This window comes from Natrinema sp. CRL1 (assembly GCF_059162405.1).
Genome location: NZ_JBLVOY010000001.1, coordinates 945,765 through 961,791 on the forward strand (window position 1 = coordinate 945,765; position 16,027 = coordinate 961,791).

Annotated in this window: 21 protein-coding genes; 8 read left to right on the forward strand and 13 right to left on the reverse strand. The window is 65.7% G+C overall.

What is annotated here, in order from left to right; translation table 11 throughout:
• Nucleotides 1–182: 182 nt before the first annotated feature.
• The 4 genes from ACJYUO_RS04915 to ACJYUO_RS04930 form a co-directional block, all read right to left on the reverse strand.
• The gene (locus ACJYUO_RS04915) at nt 183–605 is read right to left on the reverse strand and encodes a DUF7988 family protein (RefSeq protein WP_494344276.1); all 423 of its coding nucleotides are present in this window, start codon (nt 603–605) and stop codon (nt 183–185) included.
• A 68-nt stretch (nt 606–673) separates the two neighbouring features.
• Nucleotides 674–1,840 carry a YhjD/YihY/BrkB family envelope integrity protein gene (locus ACJYUO_RS04920; protein WP_494344277.1) on the reverse strand — a complete coding sequence of 389 codons (1,167 nt, stop codon included), beginning with the start codon at nt 1,838–1,840 and terminating at the stop codon, nt 674–676.
• A gap of 81 nt (nt 1,841–1,921) precedes the next feature.
• Nucleotides 1,922–2,881 carry a carbohydrate kinase family protein gene (locus ACJYUO_RS04925; RefSeq protein WP_494344278.1) on the reverse strand — a complete coding sequence of 320 codons (960 nt, stop codon included), beginning with the start codon at nt 2,879–2,881 and terminating at the stop codon, nt 1,922–1,924.
• Nucleotides 2,882–3,099: 218 nt separating this feature from the next.
• On the reverse strand, nt 3,100–4,569 hold the full coding sequence (locus ACJYUO_RS04930; RefSeq protein ID WP_494344279.1) for an aldehyde dehydrogenase family protein: 1,470 nt from the start codon (nt 4,567–4,569) through the stop codon (nt 3,100–3,102).
• A 205-nt stretch (nt 4,570–4,774) separates the two neighbouring features.
• On the opposite strand from ACJYUO_RS04930, the gene dpsA reads away from it, so the two are divergent.
• The gene (gene dpsA / locus ACJYUO_RS04935) at nt 4,775–5,320 is read left to right on the forward strand and encodes a DNA starvation/stationary phase protection protein DpsA (protein ID WP_494344280.1); all 546 of its coding nucleotides are present in this window, start codon (nt 4,775–4,777) and stop codon (nt 5,318–5,320) included.
• Between the two features lie 128 nt (nt 5,321–5,448).
• Here dpsA and ACJYUO_RS04940 read toward each other — a convergent pair whose 3' ends face one another.
• Nucleotides 5,449–5,616 (reverse strand): hypothetical protein, encoded by a 168-nt coding sequence (locus ACJYUO_RS04940; RefSeq protein ID WP_006430002.1) that lies wholly within the window; start codon nt 5,614–5,616, stop codon nt 5,449–5,451.
• 239 nt (nt 5,617–5,855) lie between these two features.
• Here ACJYUO_RS04940 and ACJYUO_RS04945 point away from each other — a divergent pair, with 239 nt between their 5' ends.
• The gene (locus ACJYUO_RS04945; RefSeq protein ID WP_494344281.1) at nt 5,856–6,179 is read left to right on the forward strand and encodes a hypothetical protein; all 324 of its coding nucleotides are present in this window, start codon (nt 5,856–5,858) and stop codon (nt 6,177–6,179) included.
• 30 nt (nt 6,180–6,209) lie between these two features.
• On the forward strand, nt 6,210–6,821 hold the full coding sequence (locus ACJYUO_RS04950) for a macro domain-containing protein (protein ID WP_494344433.1): 612 nt from the start codon (nt 6,210–6,212) through the stop codon (nt 6,819–6,821).
• A 146-nt stretch (nt 6,822–6,967) separates the two neighbouring features.
• On the opposite strand, the gene ACJYUO_RS04955 is transcribed toward ACJYUO_RS04950, so the two are convergent.
• The 4 genes from ACJYUO_RS04955 to ACJYUO_RS04970 all read right to left on the reverse strand — a co-directional run bounded on the left by ACJYUO_RS04955 (nt 6,968) and on the right by ACJYUO_RS04970 (nt 10,934).
• A complete protein-coding gene (locus ACJYUO_RS04955; protein WP_494344282.1) occupies nt 6,968–7,138 on the reverse strand; it encodes a hypothetical protein in 171 nt (56 codons plus the stop codon).
• A gap of 325 nt (nt 7,139–7,463) precedes the next feature.
• On the reverse strand, nt 7,464–8,459 hold the full coding sequence (gene purM, locus ACJYUO_RS04960; RefSeq protein ID WP_494344283.1) for a phosphoribosylformylglycinamidine cyclo-ligase: 996 nt from the start codon (nt 8,457–8,459) through the stop codon (nt 7,464–7,466).
• Between the two features lie 67 nt (nt 8,460–8,526).
• A complete protein-coding gene (locus ACJYUO_RS04965; RefSeq protein WP_494344284.1) occupies nt 8,527–9,165 on the reverse strand; it encodes a zinc metalloprotease in 639 nt (212 codons plus the stop codon).
• Nucleotides 9,165–10,934, reverse strand: coding sequence for a TraB/GumN family protein (locus ACJYUO_RS04970; protein WP_494344285.1), 1,770 nt, complete (start codon nt 10,932–10,934; stop codon nt 9,165–9,167). Before ACJYUO_RS04970 ends, ACJYUO_RS04965 begins: the two co-directional genes overlap by 1 nt.
• A gap of 165 nt (nt 10,935–11,099) precedes the next feature.
• Here ACJYUO_RS04970 and ACJYUO_RS04975 point away from each other — a divergent pair, with 165 nt between their 5' ends.
• The gene (locus ACJYUO_RS04975; RefSeq protein WP_494344286.1) at nt 11,100–11,549 is read left to right on the forward strand and encodes an acyl-CoA thioesterase; all 450 of its coding nucleotides are present in this window, start codon (nt 11,100–11,102) and stop codon (nt 11,547–11,549) included.
• Between the two features lie 34 nt (nt 11,550–11,583).
• Here the strand turns inward: ACJYUO_RS04975 and ACJYUO_RS04980 are convergent, their stop codons facing one another.
• Nucleotides 11,584–11,811 carry a hypothetical protein gene (locus tag ACJYUO_RS04980; RefSeq protein ID WP_494344287.1) on the reverse strand — a complete coding sequence of 76 codons (228 nt, stop codon included), beginning with the start codon at nt 11,809–11,811 and terminating at the stop codon, nt 11,584–11,586.
• 82 nt (nt 11,812–11,893) lie between these two features.
• Entirely contained in the window at nt 11,894–12,679 is a 786-nt protein-coding gene (locus ACJYUO_RS04985; RefSeq protein ID WP_494344288.1) for an HAD-IIA family hydrolase, read from the reverse strand.
• Between the two features lie 132 nt (nt 12,680–12,811).
• Between ACJYUO_RS04985 and ACJYUO_RS04990 the strand changes: the two genes are divergently transcribed.
• Nucleotides 12,812–13,261: a DUF7992 family protein gene (locus ACJYUO_RS04990; protein WP_494344289.1), complete on the forward strand. Its 450-nt coding sequence runs from the start codon at nt 12,812–12,814 to the stop codon at nt 13,259–13,261.
• 151 nt (nt 13,262–13,412) lie between these two features.
• Complete coding sequence (locus ACJYUO_RS04995) at nt 13,413–13,883, forward strand: DUF7992 family protein (RefSeq protein WP_494344290.1); 471 nt, start codon at nt 13,413–13,415, stop codon at nt 13,881–13,883.
• 48 nt (nt 13,884–13,931) lie between these two features.
• Here ACJYUO_RS04995 and ACJYUO_RS05000 read toward each other — a convergent pair whose 3' ends face one another.
• Together ACJYUO_RS05000 and ACJYUO_RS05005 are read right to left on the reverse strand one after the other, a co-directional pair.
• Entirely contained in the window at nt 13,932–14,069 is a 138-nt protein-coding gene (locus ACJYUO_RS05000) for a rubrerythrin-like domain-containing protein (RefSeq protein WP_494344291.1), read from the reverse strand.
• Nucleotides 14,070–14,199: 130 nt separating this feature from the next.
• Nucleotides 14,200–14,361, reverse strand: a complete 162-nt coding sequence (locus tag ACJYUO_RS05005) for a hypothetical protein (RefSeq protein ID WP_494344292.1) — start codon at nt 14,359–14,361, stop codon at nt 14,200–14,202.
• A 117-nt stretch (nt 14,362–14,478) separates the two neighbouring features.
• Between ACJYUO_RS05005 and ACJYUO_RS05010 the strand changes: the two genes are divergently transcribed.
• On the forward strand, nt 14,479–15,705 hold the full coding sequence (locus ACJYUO_RS05010; RefSeq protein WP_494344293.1) for an MFS transporter: 1,227 nt from the start codon (nt 14,479–14,481) through the stop codon (nt 15,703–15,705).
• A gap of 124 nt (nt 15,706–15,829) precedes the next feature.
• Nucleotides 15,830–15,961 (forward strand): rubrerythrin-like domain-containing protein, encoded by a 132-nt coding sequence (locus tag ACJYUO_RS05015; RefSeq protein WP_006430016.1) that lies wholly within the window; start codon nt 15,830–15,832, stop codon nt 15,959–15,961.
• The last annotated feature ends 66 nt before the right edge of the window (nt 15,962–16,027 follow it).

Here is a 16,027-nt window from a genome sequence, read left to right on the forward strand (position 1 = left end):
TTTATTAATAACCAAGGTCGTAAGCCAGATTTGTTAGCAAAATCTGGCCGTATATCGACCTGGGTTATTATCGGTGTCAACAGGAGCGTCGCCGCCGGAATCCGATTGCGCGTGTCACACACGGTAACCCATGTTCTACAGGCGGAGCAAGCCGAGTGCCCCGGGGCTGACCTCGAGGCAGTTCACTCGAGCGAGACCGAAATCCCAATCCCGTCGAGCCGTCGGTAGGCGGGCTTTCGACCGGGGTCGTCGTCACGAACGATTTCGAACGCGTCGAACCGGATCACGAGCCGGCCGGGATCGATCGTCGCCCGGAGGACGGGGCCGCGGCTGGTCACGACGACGTACGGCGGCCCCGGGACGGGATCGGCCCGCAGTTCGTAACCCGCCGCATCGACGACATCGGCGAGCACGCCGGGAAGCATTCGGAGTATCCCCGCCTCCTCGAGGGCGCGATGGAGTCCGTCGGCGACCGCATCGCCGTCGGTGGTTCGCGAGGTATCCCACGGCTCGGCGATCGCGTCGGCACAGGCGTCGATCGCGTCGACGACCGACACGTGTTCCGACTGGATTCGACGCCGGGCGGCCCGGACTGGATGGGACACGGTACTCGGTGGGACGGGAACTCACTAAGGTGTCCCGAATCGGAGGCCGTCATCGCGGCGGGGCGGCGTTACTCCTCGCGGTTCTCGACGACGCCGACGTTTAGGGTCCGAACCCGCGCCAGCGCGCCGCGCAACCGCCGCCGCCACGACGATCCCCGACGGCTCGCGAGGTCGCGTCGAAGCTGTTCGTTTTCGTCCTCGAGCGCCCGGTTTTCCGCTTCGAGCGTCTCGAGTCGCGCCTCGAGATCGTCGACACGATCTTCGAGCCGGTAACGGCGCGTGCGCTGGGCTTCGCGGTCGTTCTGTAGCTGATCGCGCTCGCGCCGGAGTCGCTCGAGTCGGGCCTCGAATCGCTCGCGGTCGCGCCGGGCCAAGTCGACGAACGAGCCGCGAGTCGGGTCACCGGGGACACCCCCGAGCCGATCGTCGTCCGTCTCGTCGGGTTCGGTCTCGAGGTGTCCCGAATGGGTCGCGTTGACGATCGCGCCGACGAGCAGTATCAGGCCGCCGAAGTAGAGCCACGTCAGCAGGAGGAGGATCGCGCCGATCGGCCCCGCGGAGTCGGAACTGCTCGAGAACGCGACGTAGACCTGAAACAGCGACTGGAGCGCCGCCCAGCCGACGGCGGCGACGAGGACGCCCGGTAGCACCTCCCTGACCGAGACGTCGACGTCGGGGAAGAAGTAGTACATCGGCAGGAAGGCGATCGTCAGCCCGACCACGAGCAACAGCGGGTTCAGGAACCCGATGAAGGGAATGCTCGGGAAGAACGCGAACGCGATGGTGGCCGCCGCCGCGGCGACCAGCGCGACGCCGATCGTCCCGAAGACGATGGCCCCGTCGCGAAGCTGGTCGACCAGCGAGTTGTCCTCGGTCGACGAGTAGATCTCCGAAAAGGCCGTATCCAGCCCGCGGAAGATCTTCAGCGATCCCCAGACGAGCGCGACGAGCCCGATGATCGAGGTTCCGACGCTCCCGGTGTCGCCCTCGATCCCGTCCTCGAGGATGATCTGTCCGCTCTCCGGGAGAAACCCTTCGGTCGTCGAGGAGACCTGTTCGGCAAGCGCCTCATCGCCGACGAACGAGACGAGAAAGAAGACGAGGACGAGCAGCGGTATCAGCGAGATAAACGCCTGATACGCGATACTCGCAGCCATGAACGTCGCGTTCTTCTCTTGGATCCCCGCGACGACCGACTTCGCGAAGGGGACCGCGCCGCGGACGTTGATACCCATACTCTAGATACGTCAGAACCCCGGATAGCGGCCCGGCTTGCAACCACACGGTCTTCGGATGTCGTAGCCCGCGTCGGCGATCTACTCCCGCTCGAGCAGCGAGGAAACCTCGTCTCGAGTCGGCAGGGCCGTCATCGCACCCGGGGCGGTGGTCGTCGTCGCCGCGACCGCGTTCGCGAAAGTCACCGTTTCCCGGAGATTCCTCCCCTCCCGCAGGGCGGCGATCGCGCCGGCCACGAACGCGTCGCCGGCCCCCGTCGTATCGACCGCGTCGACCGCGAAGCCGGCGTGGTCGACCGCGGCGGCGGGCCACGACGCGTCCCCATCCGCGACCGCGACCGCACCGTCGCCGCCCCGCGTCACGAAGGCGGTGTGAACCGGCCCGCGATCGACGGCCGCGCGTGCGACCGCCATCGGCGACTCGCCCGCAAAGCCAAGCGCCGCGAGTTCCTCGACCGTCGCGAAACAGACGCCGGCGCGTGTGAGCGCTTCAGTCACTACGTCCGCGAACGTGTCGGTATCCGGCCACAGCTCCGAGCGTAGGTTCGGATCGAACGAGACCGTACACCCCGCACCCGCGGCGCGCTCGAGCAGGTCTACCGTCGCGGCCCGGGACGACCCGCTGGCCAGTGCAACGCCGCCAGCGTGGACCCACTCGCAGCCCGAGAGCGTCGCGTCGTCGATCCGGCCGGGCTCGAGGCGCGTGTCGGCAGTTCCGTCTCGATAGAAGGTGAACTCGCGGTCGCCGGTCTCATCGTGCGTGACGAACGCGAGCGTGGTCTTCGCATCCGCGTCGCGTTCGACGAACCGGGTCGGCAGATCGCGGTCGGCGAGGGTCCGCTCGAGGTATCGACCGAACGGATCGTCACCAACGCGGGTCCAGAACAGCGGCGGCCGCTCGAGTTGAGCGAGCGCGACGGCGACGTTCGCCGGCGCACCGCCGGGGCGGCGCTCGAATCCGGCGACGTCCTCGAGCGGTCCCGGCCGTTCGGGAATGCAGTCGATGAGTGTTTCGCCGGCAACGAGCACCTCGCGGGCCATGCTCGGTCGTGAACCGCCGACGGGGGTAGGTCTGTCGACTGCCAAGCTATATACGAGGTCGATTACACCCGGCTCGTAACAGTACGAAAGGCATGTCGCGCCGCGGATTACTCTCGGCGGGGACGGAGCTCATCGCTGGCTGTCTCGGCTGCCGATCGGATCCGGCAGTCTCGAGACGAGAAAAGCGGCGAGGAGACGATAGAGAGCGATCGGCCAGCTTACAGAATGATGCTCTTCTCGCGCATCATCGCGTGGATCGAGGCGTCGAGGCCCTCGCGGCCGATGCCCGAGTCCTTGTTGCCGCCGAACGGGACATCGCCCAGCCCGTGGCTCGGTGCGCCGTTGATCCGGACCGCACCGGCGTCGATGCGTTCTGCCATCCGCATCGCGCGCTTGTAGTCGTTCGTGAAGACCGCAGCGTCGAGCGCAAGATCCGAGCTGTTGGCGATCTCGAGGGCTTCCGCCTCGTCCTCGAAGGTGGTGATAGCGGCGATGGGGCCGAACTGCTCTTCGTCGACGATGCGGGCGTCGTGGGGGACGTTCGCGAGCAGCGTCGGCTCGAAGAACTGGTCGGCGAGGTCGTCCGGCACGCCGTCGGGCGCGCGTCGCTCGCCACCGCGGACGATCTCTGCGCCCTTGTCGACGGCGTCCTCGACCAGTTCAGCGACCCAATCGGCCTGCTCCGCGCTGATGAGCGGGCCGAAGGCGGTGTCCTCGTCGAAGAGGTCGCCGGCCTGCCAGGCGTCCATCTGGCCGTCGATTAGCTCGACGAGGTCGTCGTGGACGGACTCGTGGGCGAGCACGCGCGAGATGGCCGAACAGCGCTGGCCGGCGTACTTGAACGAGCCCTTCGCGCAGTTGCCCGCGACATCGGTGAGGTCGGCGTCGTCGAAGACGATCGCCGGGGCGTTGCCGCCCAGTTCCATGTGTAGGTTGACCATGCCGCTCTCGCGGGCGACGTGCTTGCCCGCGCCCGAGGAGCCGGTCATCGCGATTGCGTTGATGCGGTCGTCGCCGGCCATCAGATCGCCGATCTCGCTTGCCTCGCCGGGGACGAAGTTGAACGCGCCGTCGGGAATCCCGTCGACGTCGGCGATGACGTCGGCGAGGATCGCCGCCGAAATGGGCGTCTTGCTCGCGGGCTTGAGCAGGACGCTGTTGCCGGCCGCGAGCGCGGGTGCGACCTGTAGGGCCGTCGTCGCGAGCGGGTAGTTGTACGGCGTGATACACAGCACCGCGCCGATCGGCTCGTGTTTGACGATGGCCTGCCAGCCCTCGTGGCCCGCCGTCGAACCTTCGCGGTACTCGCCCTTGCTGACGATGTTGCGCGCTTCCTCGGCCGCGCGGTCGAAGCGTTCGGCCGCCTGTCCGACCTCGCCGCGGGCCGACGAGATCGGTTTGCCCGCCTCCCGGACGATGACCTCGGCGAGTTCCTCTTCGCGCTCGCGCAGTCCGTCGGCGATCGTCTCACACCACTCCGCGCGTTCGACGACCGTCGTCTCGCGCAGTTCCGGTTTGATCTCGTGGGCAGCGGCCAGTGCAGCTCGAGCCTCCGTCGGGCCCGCGGCGGCCACCCGCGCGAAGGTCTCTCCCTCGGCGAGATCCGAGACTGACAGTTCGTCGTCGGTCTCGAGCCACTCGCCGTCGACGTAGATCCGCTCTCGCCGCTGTGCGATTCTCGTTGCCATACTCGTCCCTTGGGCCCCCTCACTGAAAATGTTTACTCAGGCTCGAAAAAACAACGGGTATAGTGACGGTGTCGTTCGGCAACACGTTCATGGCCCCTGACACCCAAATGTAGTACCTCTACTAGAAACGATTCTTTAGGTATACCAAAGAAATGTTCTCCCAAGGGAAATCTTTAAGTGATGTGCGCGTGTATGATGGAACAGGATGAGCACCCAAAAGACAGTCCGCCAGTCGGCTGACAGTGTCGAGGAGAACGCGCTTCGCCTCGAGCAAGACAAGGCCGAGCAGATCGTCGACGCACTGAACACGGAGCTCGCCAACTCCTATGTCCTCTACCACCAACTGAAGAAACACCACTGGGTGGTCGAGGGAGCCGAGTTCCTACCGCTCCACGAGTTCCTCGAGGAGGCGTACGAACACGTCGAGGAAGGCGCAGACGTCATCGCCGAGCGCGCACAGGCGATCGGCGGCGTCCCCGTCTCCGGCCCGTCGAACCAAGAGGAGCGCGCCACCGTCGAGTTCGAGGGCGAAGACGTCTACGACGTCCGCACGATGTTCGAACACGACCTCGAGATGTACGGCGACATCATCGAGTCGATGCGTGGCAGCATCGAACTCGCCGAGAACCTCGGCGACCCCGCGACCGCCGAAATCCTGCGCGAGATCCTCGTCGAACTCGAGGAAGACGGCCACCACTTCGAACACTACCTCGAGGACGACACGCTGGTCCTCGAAGAAGCGACGCACTGAGATCGAGACGCACAGAATCGCGTCGGCGAGCGTCGGACCGTCGAATCAGTTTTTTCGCGGAAGAGGAAAATGGCGAGCCGTTCGGAGTCGAGACTGGATCGGGGCCGAACGACCGAGAAGCGACGTGTTCAGGGCTCGAGGTCGACGGTCAGGTCCGTCGCGATCCAGCCGTCGTTGTTGTCTCGTTCGGTAAAGACGATCTTTCCGGGGCGGGTCTCGTGACTGGTCACGACCGCCGCCGACTCCTCGAGTTCCTCGGTGGGTTCCGGGTCCTGCCTGCGGGCGGGTACGTCCATCAGGTTGAGTTAGGTGAGCCTAAATCTAAAAAGGTTTTGGTTGGCCTAAGACCGCGGGCCGAAGGGAGCAGCGGACTGCTGTCACCGGTGTGATCACTGGCGGCGGGAATAGTCGACACGGAGAAGCGACGAGACGCAGTATTTCGCCCGTCCTCGAGCGAGCGGTCGCGGCCTGTCCGTGCCAGAGATGGCCACGCGAAATGGCATCTTTTTTCGGGACGGAGCGAAAGGATCGGTGTATGAGCTCACACGAGAACCGGTCACAGGGGACAATGGGGCGACACGGTCGGGACCTGATCGCTTCCCTGTTCGACATCGAGCTGGAACACGTCGAGTCGCTGAGTTGGCCGCTCGGCGATCGTGTTACCACCGGCGCGGAGGCAACGCAGCTCTTTCGGTTCGCTCATCAGCGGTCGACTCGAACGGTAACCGCGTTCGAGGTAACCGACTACACCTGCGTCCTCCGGCTTCGGACGCCGGTCGGCCGCGAGAAATTCTACGGGATCGCAAACGCCGACATTTCAGACCGGTCGATCCGGGACGACTGGATTCGGACGGACTGAGTAACCGACTTCGGTAGGCTCGAGGGCACCATCCACGATCAGTTTCATTGTTCTCGATCCGGCAGTCTCGAGTATGAGTACGATCTCGTTCAGGGAGATATCGCCGCACAGTCCGCCGATGCGCTCGTCAACGCGGCCGGTACGAGCCTGCGAATGGGATCCGGCGTCGCCGGTGCACTCCGCCGCGGTGCGGGCGAGTCGATCAACGAGGAAGCTATGGAAACAGGCCCGATCGATCTCGGCGCGGTCGCGGTTACCGACGCCTACGACCTCGAGGCCGAGTACGTCATCCACGCCGCGGCGATGCCCCACTACGGGGTTCACGAGACTCCGACGGAGTCTCGTGAGCTAACCAGAACCGGAGGTTCTGGTGCTGACGGCGAAGCGACCACCGAGAGCATTCGGGACGCGACTCACAACAGCCTCGAGCGGGCCGACGAACTGGGCTGTCGGTCGCTGGTGCTCCCGGCGCTGGGCTGTGGCGTCGCCGGGTTCGACCTCGCGACGGGTGCGGAGAGTATCGGCGAGGAGATCGCAGGTTACGAGTCGGACACGCTCGCGGACGTGCGGCTCATCGCCTACAGCGACGAGGAATACGACACGATTCGAGCGTCGACCGGGAAGAGAGAGCGCTCGAAATAACCGTAGCAGGCGGGTCCGACCGGTGACTCGAGACCCCGGTTCCGAGCCGGCCGTTCGACGACCGATGTCGGCGGGGTGGTGTGGTGGGTTCGGTCCCTATCGCCGAGCGACCGGCCGATCGTCGGGGCTCGAGCCCGGGCCCCAACTCAGTCGTCTCGGTGGCCCAGTCCAGGCGGCACCGAACAGCCGCAGGGACTGGCCGAGGCCGTCATGGGGCCGGTCGCGGTGACGAACCCGACCGGCTTGCCACAGCGCGGACAGTCGGGAAGCGATGACATCCCGTCGCCGTCGTCGCTCTCGTCGGGACCGCTACGCATACCGTCTCCCCCGCAAGCGTAATCGGCGCTGCAACGCTGTCGCTGGTCGTGTTGGGCGATTCTGCCGTCGTGCGGGACGTTTATATCCCGCTAGAATCAACGCAAACATGGCTTCAATCCGCTCGGATGGAAGCCACGTCTCGGGTGGCTCTAGCACCCGGGGCATTTCGAGACAGCCCCCTGTTTCCGGAGCGCGGCTTCCAGTATACTCGTTGACCTATTGTGACTTATATCTACTGCTAGCTGGCTGAAAAAGAGATCATCGGCTGTGAATCGAGCAGTTCGGCTTTCCCACTCGAGACCGAGCCCGAGACGTTTGCCGAGGTCAGGCCAGCGAGAGCCCGCGGATCTCGACGGTATCGCCGTCTCCGACGCGGCCGATGACCTGCCCGTCGGTTTCGGCCACCAGATCCGCCGCCCGATCCTCGGGCAGCGCGACGACGAATCCGGTCCCCATGTTGAAGGTTCGGTGCATCTCCTCGTCGGTCACGTTCCCCTCCTGTTGGACGAACTCGAAGATCGGGTGGGCCGGGAGCGGGTCCTCGATCACGTACTCGCGGTCGCCCATCCGTAGCAGGTTCGTCCAGCCCCCGCCGGTGACGTGGGCCGCCGCGCGGACCTCGTGGTCGCGCATCGGCTCGAGCAGATCTGTATAGATCCGGGTCGGTCGCAGGAGTTCCTCGCCGATCGACCGCTCCGGATCGAGCGGGAATTCGTCGGTATACTCGTGGTCACGCGTGACGGCTTCGCGAGCCAGCGTCAGCCCGTTCGAGTGGATGCCGTTCGAGGGGAACCCGACGAGCGCGTCGCCGACCTGCGCCTCGCCCTCGAAGATCTCGTCTTTTCCGGCGAGTCCGGCACAGGTGCCCGCCAGATCGAACCCTTTCACAACCTCGGGCATGACCGCCGTCTCCCCGCCGAGCATCGTGAGATCGGCCTGCTCTAAGCCCACCGCGAGGCCCTCACCGATCTGGTTGGTTAGCGCCTCGTCGGGCTCGTCGATCGCGAGGTAGTCGACGAACGCGACCGGCTCGACGCCGGCCGCGACGAGGTCGTTGACGTTCATCGCGATGCAGTCGATGCCGATGGTCGAGAAGTCCTCGATGGCTTCGGCGACTAGCAGCTTGGTGCCGACGCCGTCGGTCGCCAGTGCGAGATAGCGGTCGCCGATGTCGATCAGGCCGGCGTACTCGGTTCGCAGGTCGCTGCCGAAGGCCTCGAGCAGCGCCGCGGTCGCGTCCTCGCTCGCCTCGATGTCGACGCCGGTTTCGGCGTAAGTGAGCCCCTCCTCGTCGCCTCGCTCGTCGTCCGTCTCGGTCATACTCGAACGACCTCCCGGCGCGAGCAAAAGGTCACCGGTCCGGCGGAGGCTGGTCTCGAGGCGGGTCTCAGAACATTCCGACCCTGAAGATCACGAAGAGGGCAAGCGCTGCGCTCGGGACGAAGACCAGCGCGAAGACGCCCTTGTGCCACTTGAGGACGGATTTTCCGTCGAGCGGGCCAAAGGGGATCATGTTGAACGCGGCCAAGAACAGGTTGATCCAGATCCCCATCTGGCCGACCGTTCCGATGATTCCCGGAAAGAGCACCATCGGGAGGAAGAGCAACGCGAGCAGGAGGTTCGTCACGGGACCCGCGAGCGCGATCAGCGCGTTCTCCCGCTGAGTGACCCGTCCGCGGTGGTAGACGGCACCGGGTGCGGCAAAGAGGAAGCCGACCAGCGCCCCCATGATCGCCAGAAAGAGCATCTGGTAGTCGGCTCTGAACTCGGCGAGTTGGCCGTGTTCGATCGCGACCACTTTGTGTGCGATCTCGTGGAGGAGGAAGCCGACGCCGACGGTCACGAAACTCAGGCCGACCATCGTGGCGAAGAAGCCGACGCTTGCCCCGCCGCGGTGAACGGGCGCGAGCAACAACGCGAAGGCGACGCTCAGCGCGGTCCACGCCATCGCGAGGTCGCGCACCTCCGTGTCGCTGAATTGTAGTTCCGGTTCGGGTTCGTGTTGCTGCGTAGCGCGGTAGCCCATCAGAGAAGCCCCCGGAGTAGCTCGAGACTGTTTTCTGCCCCGGCGATCAGTTCACCCATTAGGGCGTTGACGCCCCCGATCTCGGGGGCGAGCCACGGGAGCACGACGAACGGGAACAGCCCCGTTGCGATCATGCTCCCGATGTTGGTGAGCGCGACGATCATGATGAGCCGAAACAGCGGCACGTCGAACATCGCGTCGAGGGCTTCGCCGACGGGTCGCTCGGTGTCGCCGACGATTTCGTTGAGCGTCTGGATGTCCCGGACGTTGACCGGCCGGTGTCTGAGTTCGACGTAGCCGGCGAACCAGCCGGGCGCGAGCAGCGGGTTGATACTCGTCAACCACGCGACCGCGCCGCCGACGCCGGCGCTGGACCAGCGCGCGCCGGCGAGCCGCGCCAGCGTGAACGCGAAGACGCCGTTGAACAGGAACCACGCCGCGAACAGCTTCAGCAGGAACGTGTTCCGAACGCCCGCCATGATCAGCAGGAAGAAGAAGGCCAGAAAGCCGACCGTGACCAGATAGCCGGCGATCTTCAGCGGTGAGAACCGGCGGCTCGAGGCGGTCCCCGAAATCGACTCGAGCGAGGGGATTTCCTCGGGGTTCAGGAGGTGGTGTTCGATCCCCGCTTTGTGACCGGCACCGACGACTGCGAGGACGTCGTAGCCCTGTTCACGGAGTTCGTGGAGGTTGTGTGCGATGTAGGCGTCCCGTTCGTCGATCAGGGCGTTCGCGCCACGGGGGCTGAACCGGCGGAACTCCTCCATCATGGCGTTGACGACGTCGCCGTCGGTCAGCTCCGCCATGTCGAGTTCATCGACATCGTCGATGTCGCCGCCGACGGTGTCGAGGGAGAGTCCGAGAACGGCACCGATTGCGACGCCGACCCCGAGACCGGCCAGGGTCCCGGTCGTTCCGCGGACCGCGTAGATCCCGGCGCTCTCGAGGGTCGACGCCGAGAACGGCCCGACGAAGGTTTCGGTCGCGACCAGCGCCAGACAGCCGCCGATACCGATGGCGAGCCCGGCGAGGATTCGTGCCGAGAATCCGGAGAGATAGCCGCCGGTATACCGTCCGGCCGACTCGAGGGAGGGCAGGAAGACGAGGCCGACGAACGCCCCGACGACTGCGCCGATCACGCCGCCGCCGGCGTACTGCAGTATCGTGGGGTCGGACAGCCCGACGAGCAGGAGGTCACCAAAGCCAAGCAGCGGGGCGAGGAACGCTGCAATGAGAAATCCGACGAGCGCCCCGGCGACGGCACCGAAGGTGAGCCCGAGCGTTCGGGGGTCGGTGACGCCCAGCGCCAGCCCGCCGACCATCTTCAGTTTCTCCGTAAACGAAAGTCTGCTCCAGAACCGCTGGATCGTCACCTGAATGTCGCGGTCGACCAGGGCGACCCCGCTGCCGTTGGCTTCGGCGGCCTCGATGGCCGCACGCATATCGGCACCGGGCTCGATGTCGAACTGATCGCCCAGCCGTGACTGGACGTACGACAGCATCCAGTAGGCCAGAAACTGGAAGACCGTGTTCCCCGATAGGAGATCGCCCGCTTCGATGTCGTCGGGCGTTCCGCCCTGCATCTGGCGGTACCGGCCCTCGTCTAACTCGACGGCGACGACGTCGGGGTCCTCGCGGTCGATCGTTTCGCGAACCTCGTCGACACTCGCTTGCGAGACGTGTGCCGTCCCGAGGACCTCGACGGAACCGCGCTCGCGGTCGGGTGGGGCTGGCGGCTCCGGCACGTCGGCCTCGCCTGCATCGCTCATTACTGGCTCCAACTCGGCGGCGACTTTTACCAGTATCGGACACCAAACCGAAAACGACTGAACATCGCGGTGGCGGTTGACGGCGGCCCGGCCGCCTCGAGGCCCCGAACCCCACTCCCGGAGCTGAAAGCAAGACTGATTGTCGGCGTCGGGAAACGTCCGCCGATGACCGACCTCATGGAGACCGTCATCGAGAACCGGGAGATGGTCCAGCCGAACCACGCGAATATGCTCGATGTGGCCCACGGCGGCAACGTGATGAAGTGGATGGACGAGGTGGGCGCGATGAGTGCGATGCGGTTTTCCGGCGAGATGTGTGTCACCGCGCGAGTCAATCAGATGAACTTCGAGCGGCCGATTCCCGTCGGCGACACGGCCTACATCACCGCGTACGTCTACGATGCAGGCACCTCGAGCGTGCGGGTTCGGCTGGTCACCGAGCGCGAGAATCTCCGGACCCGAGAGCGCGAGCGGACCACCGAATCGTACTTCGTCTACGTCGCGATCGACGAGGACAACGTGCCGACGACGGTCCCGGAGTTGACCGTCAGCACTGCGGAGGGCGAGCAGCTTCGAGACGAAGCGCTCGAGGACGAGGCGGGACGGGCCGACTGAGCGGGTCCGGGTTCGATCTTCCCCGCCCGTAGACTTATTCCGTGTCGAGTTCCTGGGATCGGGGATCGCGCTCTTTGACGTCCTCGAGCAGCGTGTCGAGGGTTCCGCGGGTATCAGCGATGGTCGCACCCACGAGCCCGCCGACCGCACCGCCGGTACTCGCTGCGTTTCGGCTGAACAGTCCGCCGATCGCCGCGCCGACGGCAGCGCCGATCGCTGCATATCGGGCACGGAGCAACACTGCGGTAATACGTTCTCTCACGTGTCGACAATGGTGACTATTACGGATAAATATACCTCTCGAGCGCACGCGGTGGGACCGAGCCCGGAGGTTGAACGGGACCTCAGAGGAGTTCGTCGACCACCGACAACGACTCGAGGACGTGATCGGGCCTGGCGTCGGCGTCGGCCGCCGCGAGATCCGCGCGATCGGTGACGCCGGTGAGCACGAGGGCGGTCTCCATGCCGGCGCGGTTCCCGAGTTCGATGTCGGTATCGAGTCGGTCGCCGACGACCAGCGTGTTCCGCGGATCGACGTCCAGCCGGTTCATCGCCGCCGCGGCCGCGATCGAGGACGGCTTGCCGAGGATCGCGTCGGGCTCGCGGTCGGCGACGGCCTCCATCGCGGCGAGGATAGCGCCCGAGCCCGGCATCTCGCCTTCGTCGACCGGGATCGTCGTATCGGGGTCGGTGCCGTAGAACGGTACGTCGCCCTCGAGGGCACGCAGAGATTCCCAGAGCGTGCCGAAGGAGAACCGCTTGTCGAACGAGCCGAGGACGACCTCGGCCGCCTCGGGGTCCGTCGTCACGTCGACCGCGGCGTCGGCGAGGATCGCCTCGAGTCGCTCTCCGCCGACGAGGTACACCGCCGCGTCGGGGTGGGTCGCCGCGAGGTACTCCGCCGAGACGGTCGCGGACGTGAGGACACTGCCCGAATCGACATCGATCCCGTGGGGTGCGAGCAGTTCGCTGTAGTGGTCGGCTCCCCGCGTCGGGTTGTTCGAGAACAGCAGTCGCGAACAGCCCGCCGCCTCGAGCGCGCGTACTCCGTCGGTCGCGCCGGGGAGTAACGCCTCGCCCCGGACGATCGTTCCGTCGACGTCGAGGATCACCGCCTCGTACTCAGTCATCGTCTCCCGGTACGACCGGCCGGCGATTGAGTGTTTGGTTACCCGTCGAGGCTGACGCCGGACGGCTCGAGACGGTCCAAACCGGTCGCTCGCCGGGAAAGCCCCATACCGCTGCCGACCGAACGAGACGGTATGACACTCGACGTCGAGACGCCAGACCCGCCGACGCTCCACGGCCCGCAGAATCCGAGCGACTACGACGCCGTCGACGAGCCCGAGGAGTGGACGGGCGACGAGGCCCGCCGCGAGCAACTGGCCGGCCTGCTCGTGGCGGGCGCGTGGGAAGACGGCTTCGAGGAGTGGGCCGCGGACACCTACCTGACCGACGACGAGTTTCGGGCCGTCCGCGAACTCGGCTTGCTCGAGGCGTTTGACTTCTACTGGAACCAGTCCGCGTCGGACGTTGGCTACCGGTCGCCGACGGTCCCGGCGGGTTCGCAGGCAGCGGCCTCCGACCTCGACGACGGCGATATCGAAGACATCGAGGAGGAACTGGATTCGCTCGGCCGGATCGTAAGCGAGGTGTTAGAGAGCGACTACATCGATAGCGACGGAAACGAGTTCGGCTATTCGTGGGAGTGAGCGCCGAACCCAGGCTGTCGGTACACGACCGTCGGCCGATGCCGTCTCGACCCTGACTGCCCTTCGCAATCGATCGAGGACGTGGCGACTGACTAGTACTACCCGCCGGGAGGTGGGAATTCTTATCCGGGAACCCGACCTACGACCGACCATGACACTCGAGGTCGAACCCCCCGAGCCGCCGGAGTTGGAGTTCGTCGACCCGAACGAGTACGAGGACGCGACCATCAGCGCCGATGGTGCCGAGGAGATCGACTATCGCCGCGAAGAGCTACAGGCGTTCCTCGAGGAGGGCGCGTGGGCGGAGGCGTTCGACGAGTGGCGAGCAGACACGGATCTCGAGGAAAACGAGTACGGGATCGCGCGCGACCTCGATCTCTTCGCCGGCTTCGACTTTTTCTGGGATGACTTCGCCGACCGCGTCGGCTACCACGCGCCCGGCATTCCGGAGGACTGGCAGGCTCGCGAGTACCACCCCGACCTCGATACGTGGGGGACGGTCTCCTCGATCAACGCCGAACTCACCGAGTTCGGACAGATCGTCTCGGTCACGCTCAAAGAGGAGTACGTCGACTGGGAAGCCCAGTACGAGCCACCTGAGGACCTGCCCGATTTCGACTAATCGGCAGCTGCCGGACGTGTTCGTGCGCTCGACCGCTCGACGAAGCCGCTATTCTCGAGGGACCGCGATGTTCTGGGTTCGGCCGCCGCAGTCGGGACAGGACTCGAGGGAGTCCGCTCGCTCTCTGTGGCCACAGTCTAGACACTCGTAGTGCGACTGTTCGGGCGTGTATGGGTCTTGGTACACAATACCACATCCTGAGACAGCATCGCGAAAAAGCGTTACGGGGAGACAAGTACGACTCTGAATACAACAACAAGTGTCTATATTCGATTAAATACTGGATGTATGTCCAAAAAGACTCCGCTGACGGAACTCAGCGAGTCGCGACGACCGCGAACGTCTCCGGGCGATCGCGGGCGACCGCGATATCGAAGCCGACCGCCTCGAGTCGAGTCGTCGCCGTCGCGAGGTCGAACCGCTCGGCCTTCGGCGTTGTGTTATTGCTGGTGGTCGCGTCTCCACATCGCTGCGCCACCGTACCACCGCGACCGTTGACCCACGGACCCGATTGCTTCCTTCTGTCCGCCACCGACGGGTGGGGCCGGGATCGGTGGATACTCGGTCGTCCGGTGGCGACTCACGGACCGAACGAATGTCGGTTCGACGAACGGCAAAGCGGCTCGCGCACTACGACGCCCTCGTCCTGACCGCTGCGATCTGGTTTCTCGCGAAATTCCTGCGCTACGCCTTTCCGCCGCTGTTCGATTCCTTTCAGGCGAACTACGGCGTCTCCGACGCGGTCCTCGGAACCGCGTTCTCCGGATTGTTGCTCGTCTACGCGGCCATGCAGTTTCCCTCCGGCGTGCTCGCGGACCGGCTCGGCTCGGTGACCGTCATCACGGCGGGCGCGGCCGTCGCGGCCGCCGCCGCGCTCGCACTGGTCGTCGACTCGCCGTTTGTCGTCCTCGTGGGCGCGATGCTCGTGATCGGAGCCGGCACCGGCGCGCACAAGACCGTTGCCGTCCGCCTCCTCTCTCGAGCCTACCCCGCCCGGACGGGGCGAGCGCTCGGCGTCTTGGACACGTTCGGCGCGCTCAGCGGCGTCGTCGCCCCCGCCGTCGTCGTCGGCGTCGCGTCGCTGGTGCTCGGCCCCGTTGCGGGCTGGCGGCTGCTCTTTCTGGGCGGTGGGCTGGTCGGAGTGGCGCTCGCGGCGGCGTTCCGGCTTCGGGTTCCCAGACGGCTCCCGGACGAGTCGAGCGGGGTGGAACCGGTCTCGAGCGGGCGCGGCGGCGGAATCGCACAGTACGCGTCGCTGTTCCGAGACTGGCGGTTCTCGACGTTTGCCGTGGTGACGATTCTGTTCTCGTTTACCTACAACGGGCTGGTCGCGTTCGCGCCGCGATATCTCACCGCGGAAGCGGGGCTTACGACGGCGACCGCGAGCCTGCTCTACAGCAGCCTCTTCCTCGCGAGTCTGATCCAGTTGGTGACCGGCAATCTCAGCGATCGGGTGGGGCGACTGCCCATCATCGTCGCGACGTTGGGGTTCGCCTCGGTCGCGCTGGTTGCGTTTGTTTCGCTGACCGGAACGAGCGACCCAGTCCTGCTGGGCGGACTGCTCGTTGCCGTCGGGATCGGCTCGCACGGCTTCCGGCCCGTCAGGGGCGCGTACCTGATGTCCGCCATCCCGGACGATGTCGCCGGTGGCGGACTGGGCGTCGTCCGAACGCTACTGATGGGTGCCGGCGCGATCGCGCCCGCGATCGTCGGCGCGCTCTCGGAAACCGCCGGCTTCAGGGCTGCATTCTGGCTGCTCGCGGCGGCAATCGTCGGTGCCACGCTCCTCGCCGGCCTGCTCTTGCTATCCGACCGGGAGTAATTTCGCTGGAGACTGGCTCATCCGCACTCGATCCGTTGTCACGATGTTCTACTACTGCGACGGACAGACCCGGGACGCCACTACTGTGCAAAGAGTTAACACACTCCCCTGAGTATAGTTATACATGTCACTCGAGGAGCGACGCGAATACGTCTGTGTGCAGTGCGGGCGGCGGGAGACCGTCGGGGACGCTCTCCTCAGCACCTGTCAGCAGTGCGGGGGCGAGATGCGAAACGTGGAGTTGGTCCGCGATTAACGACGGCCGGAATCGCCCACACCAGTAGCCGCCCCCTCGAGCGGTCGCGCCGATCCGCCAGCGCCT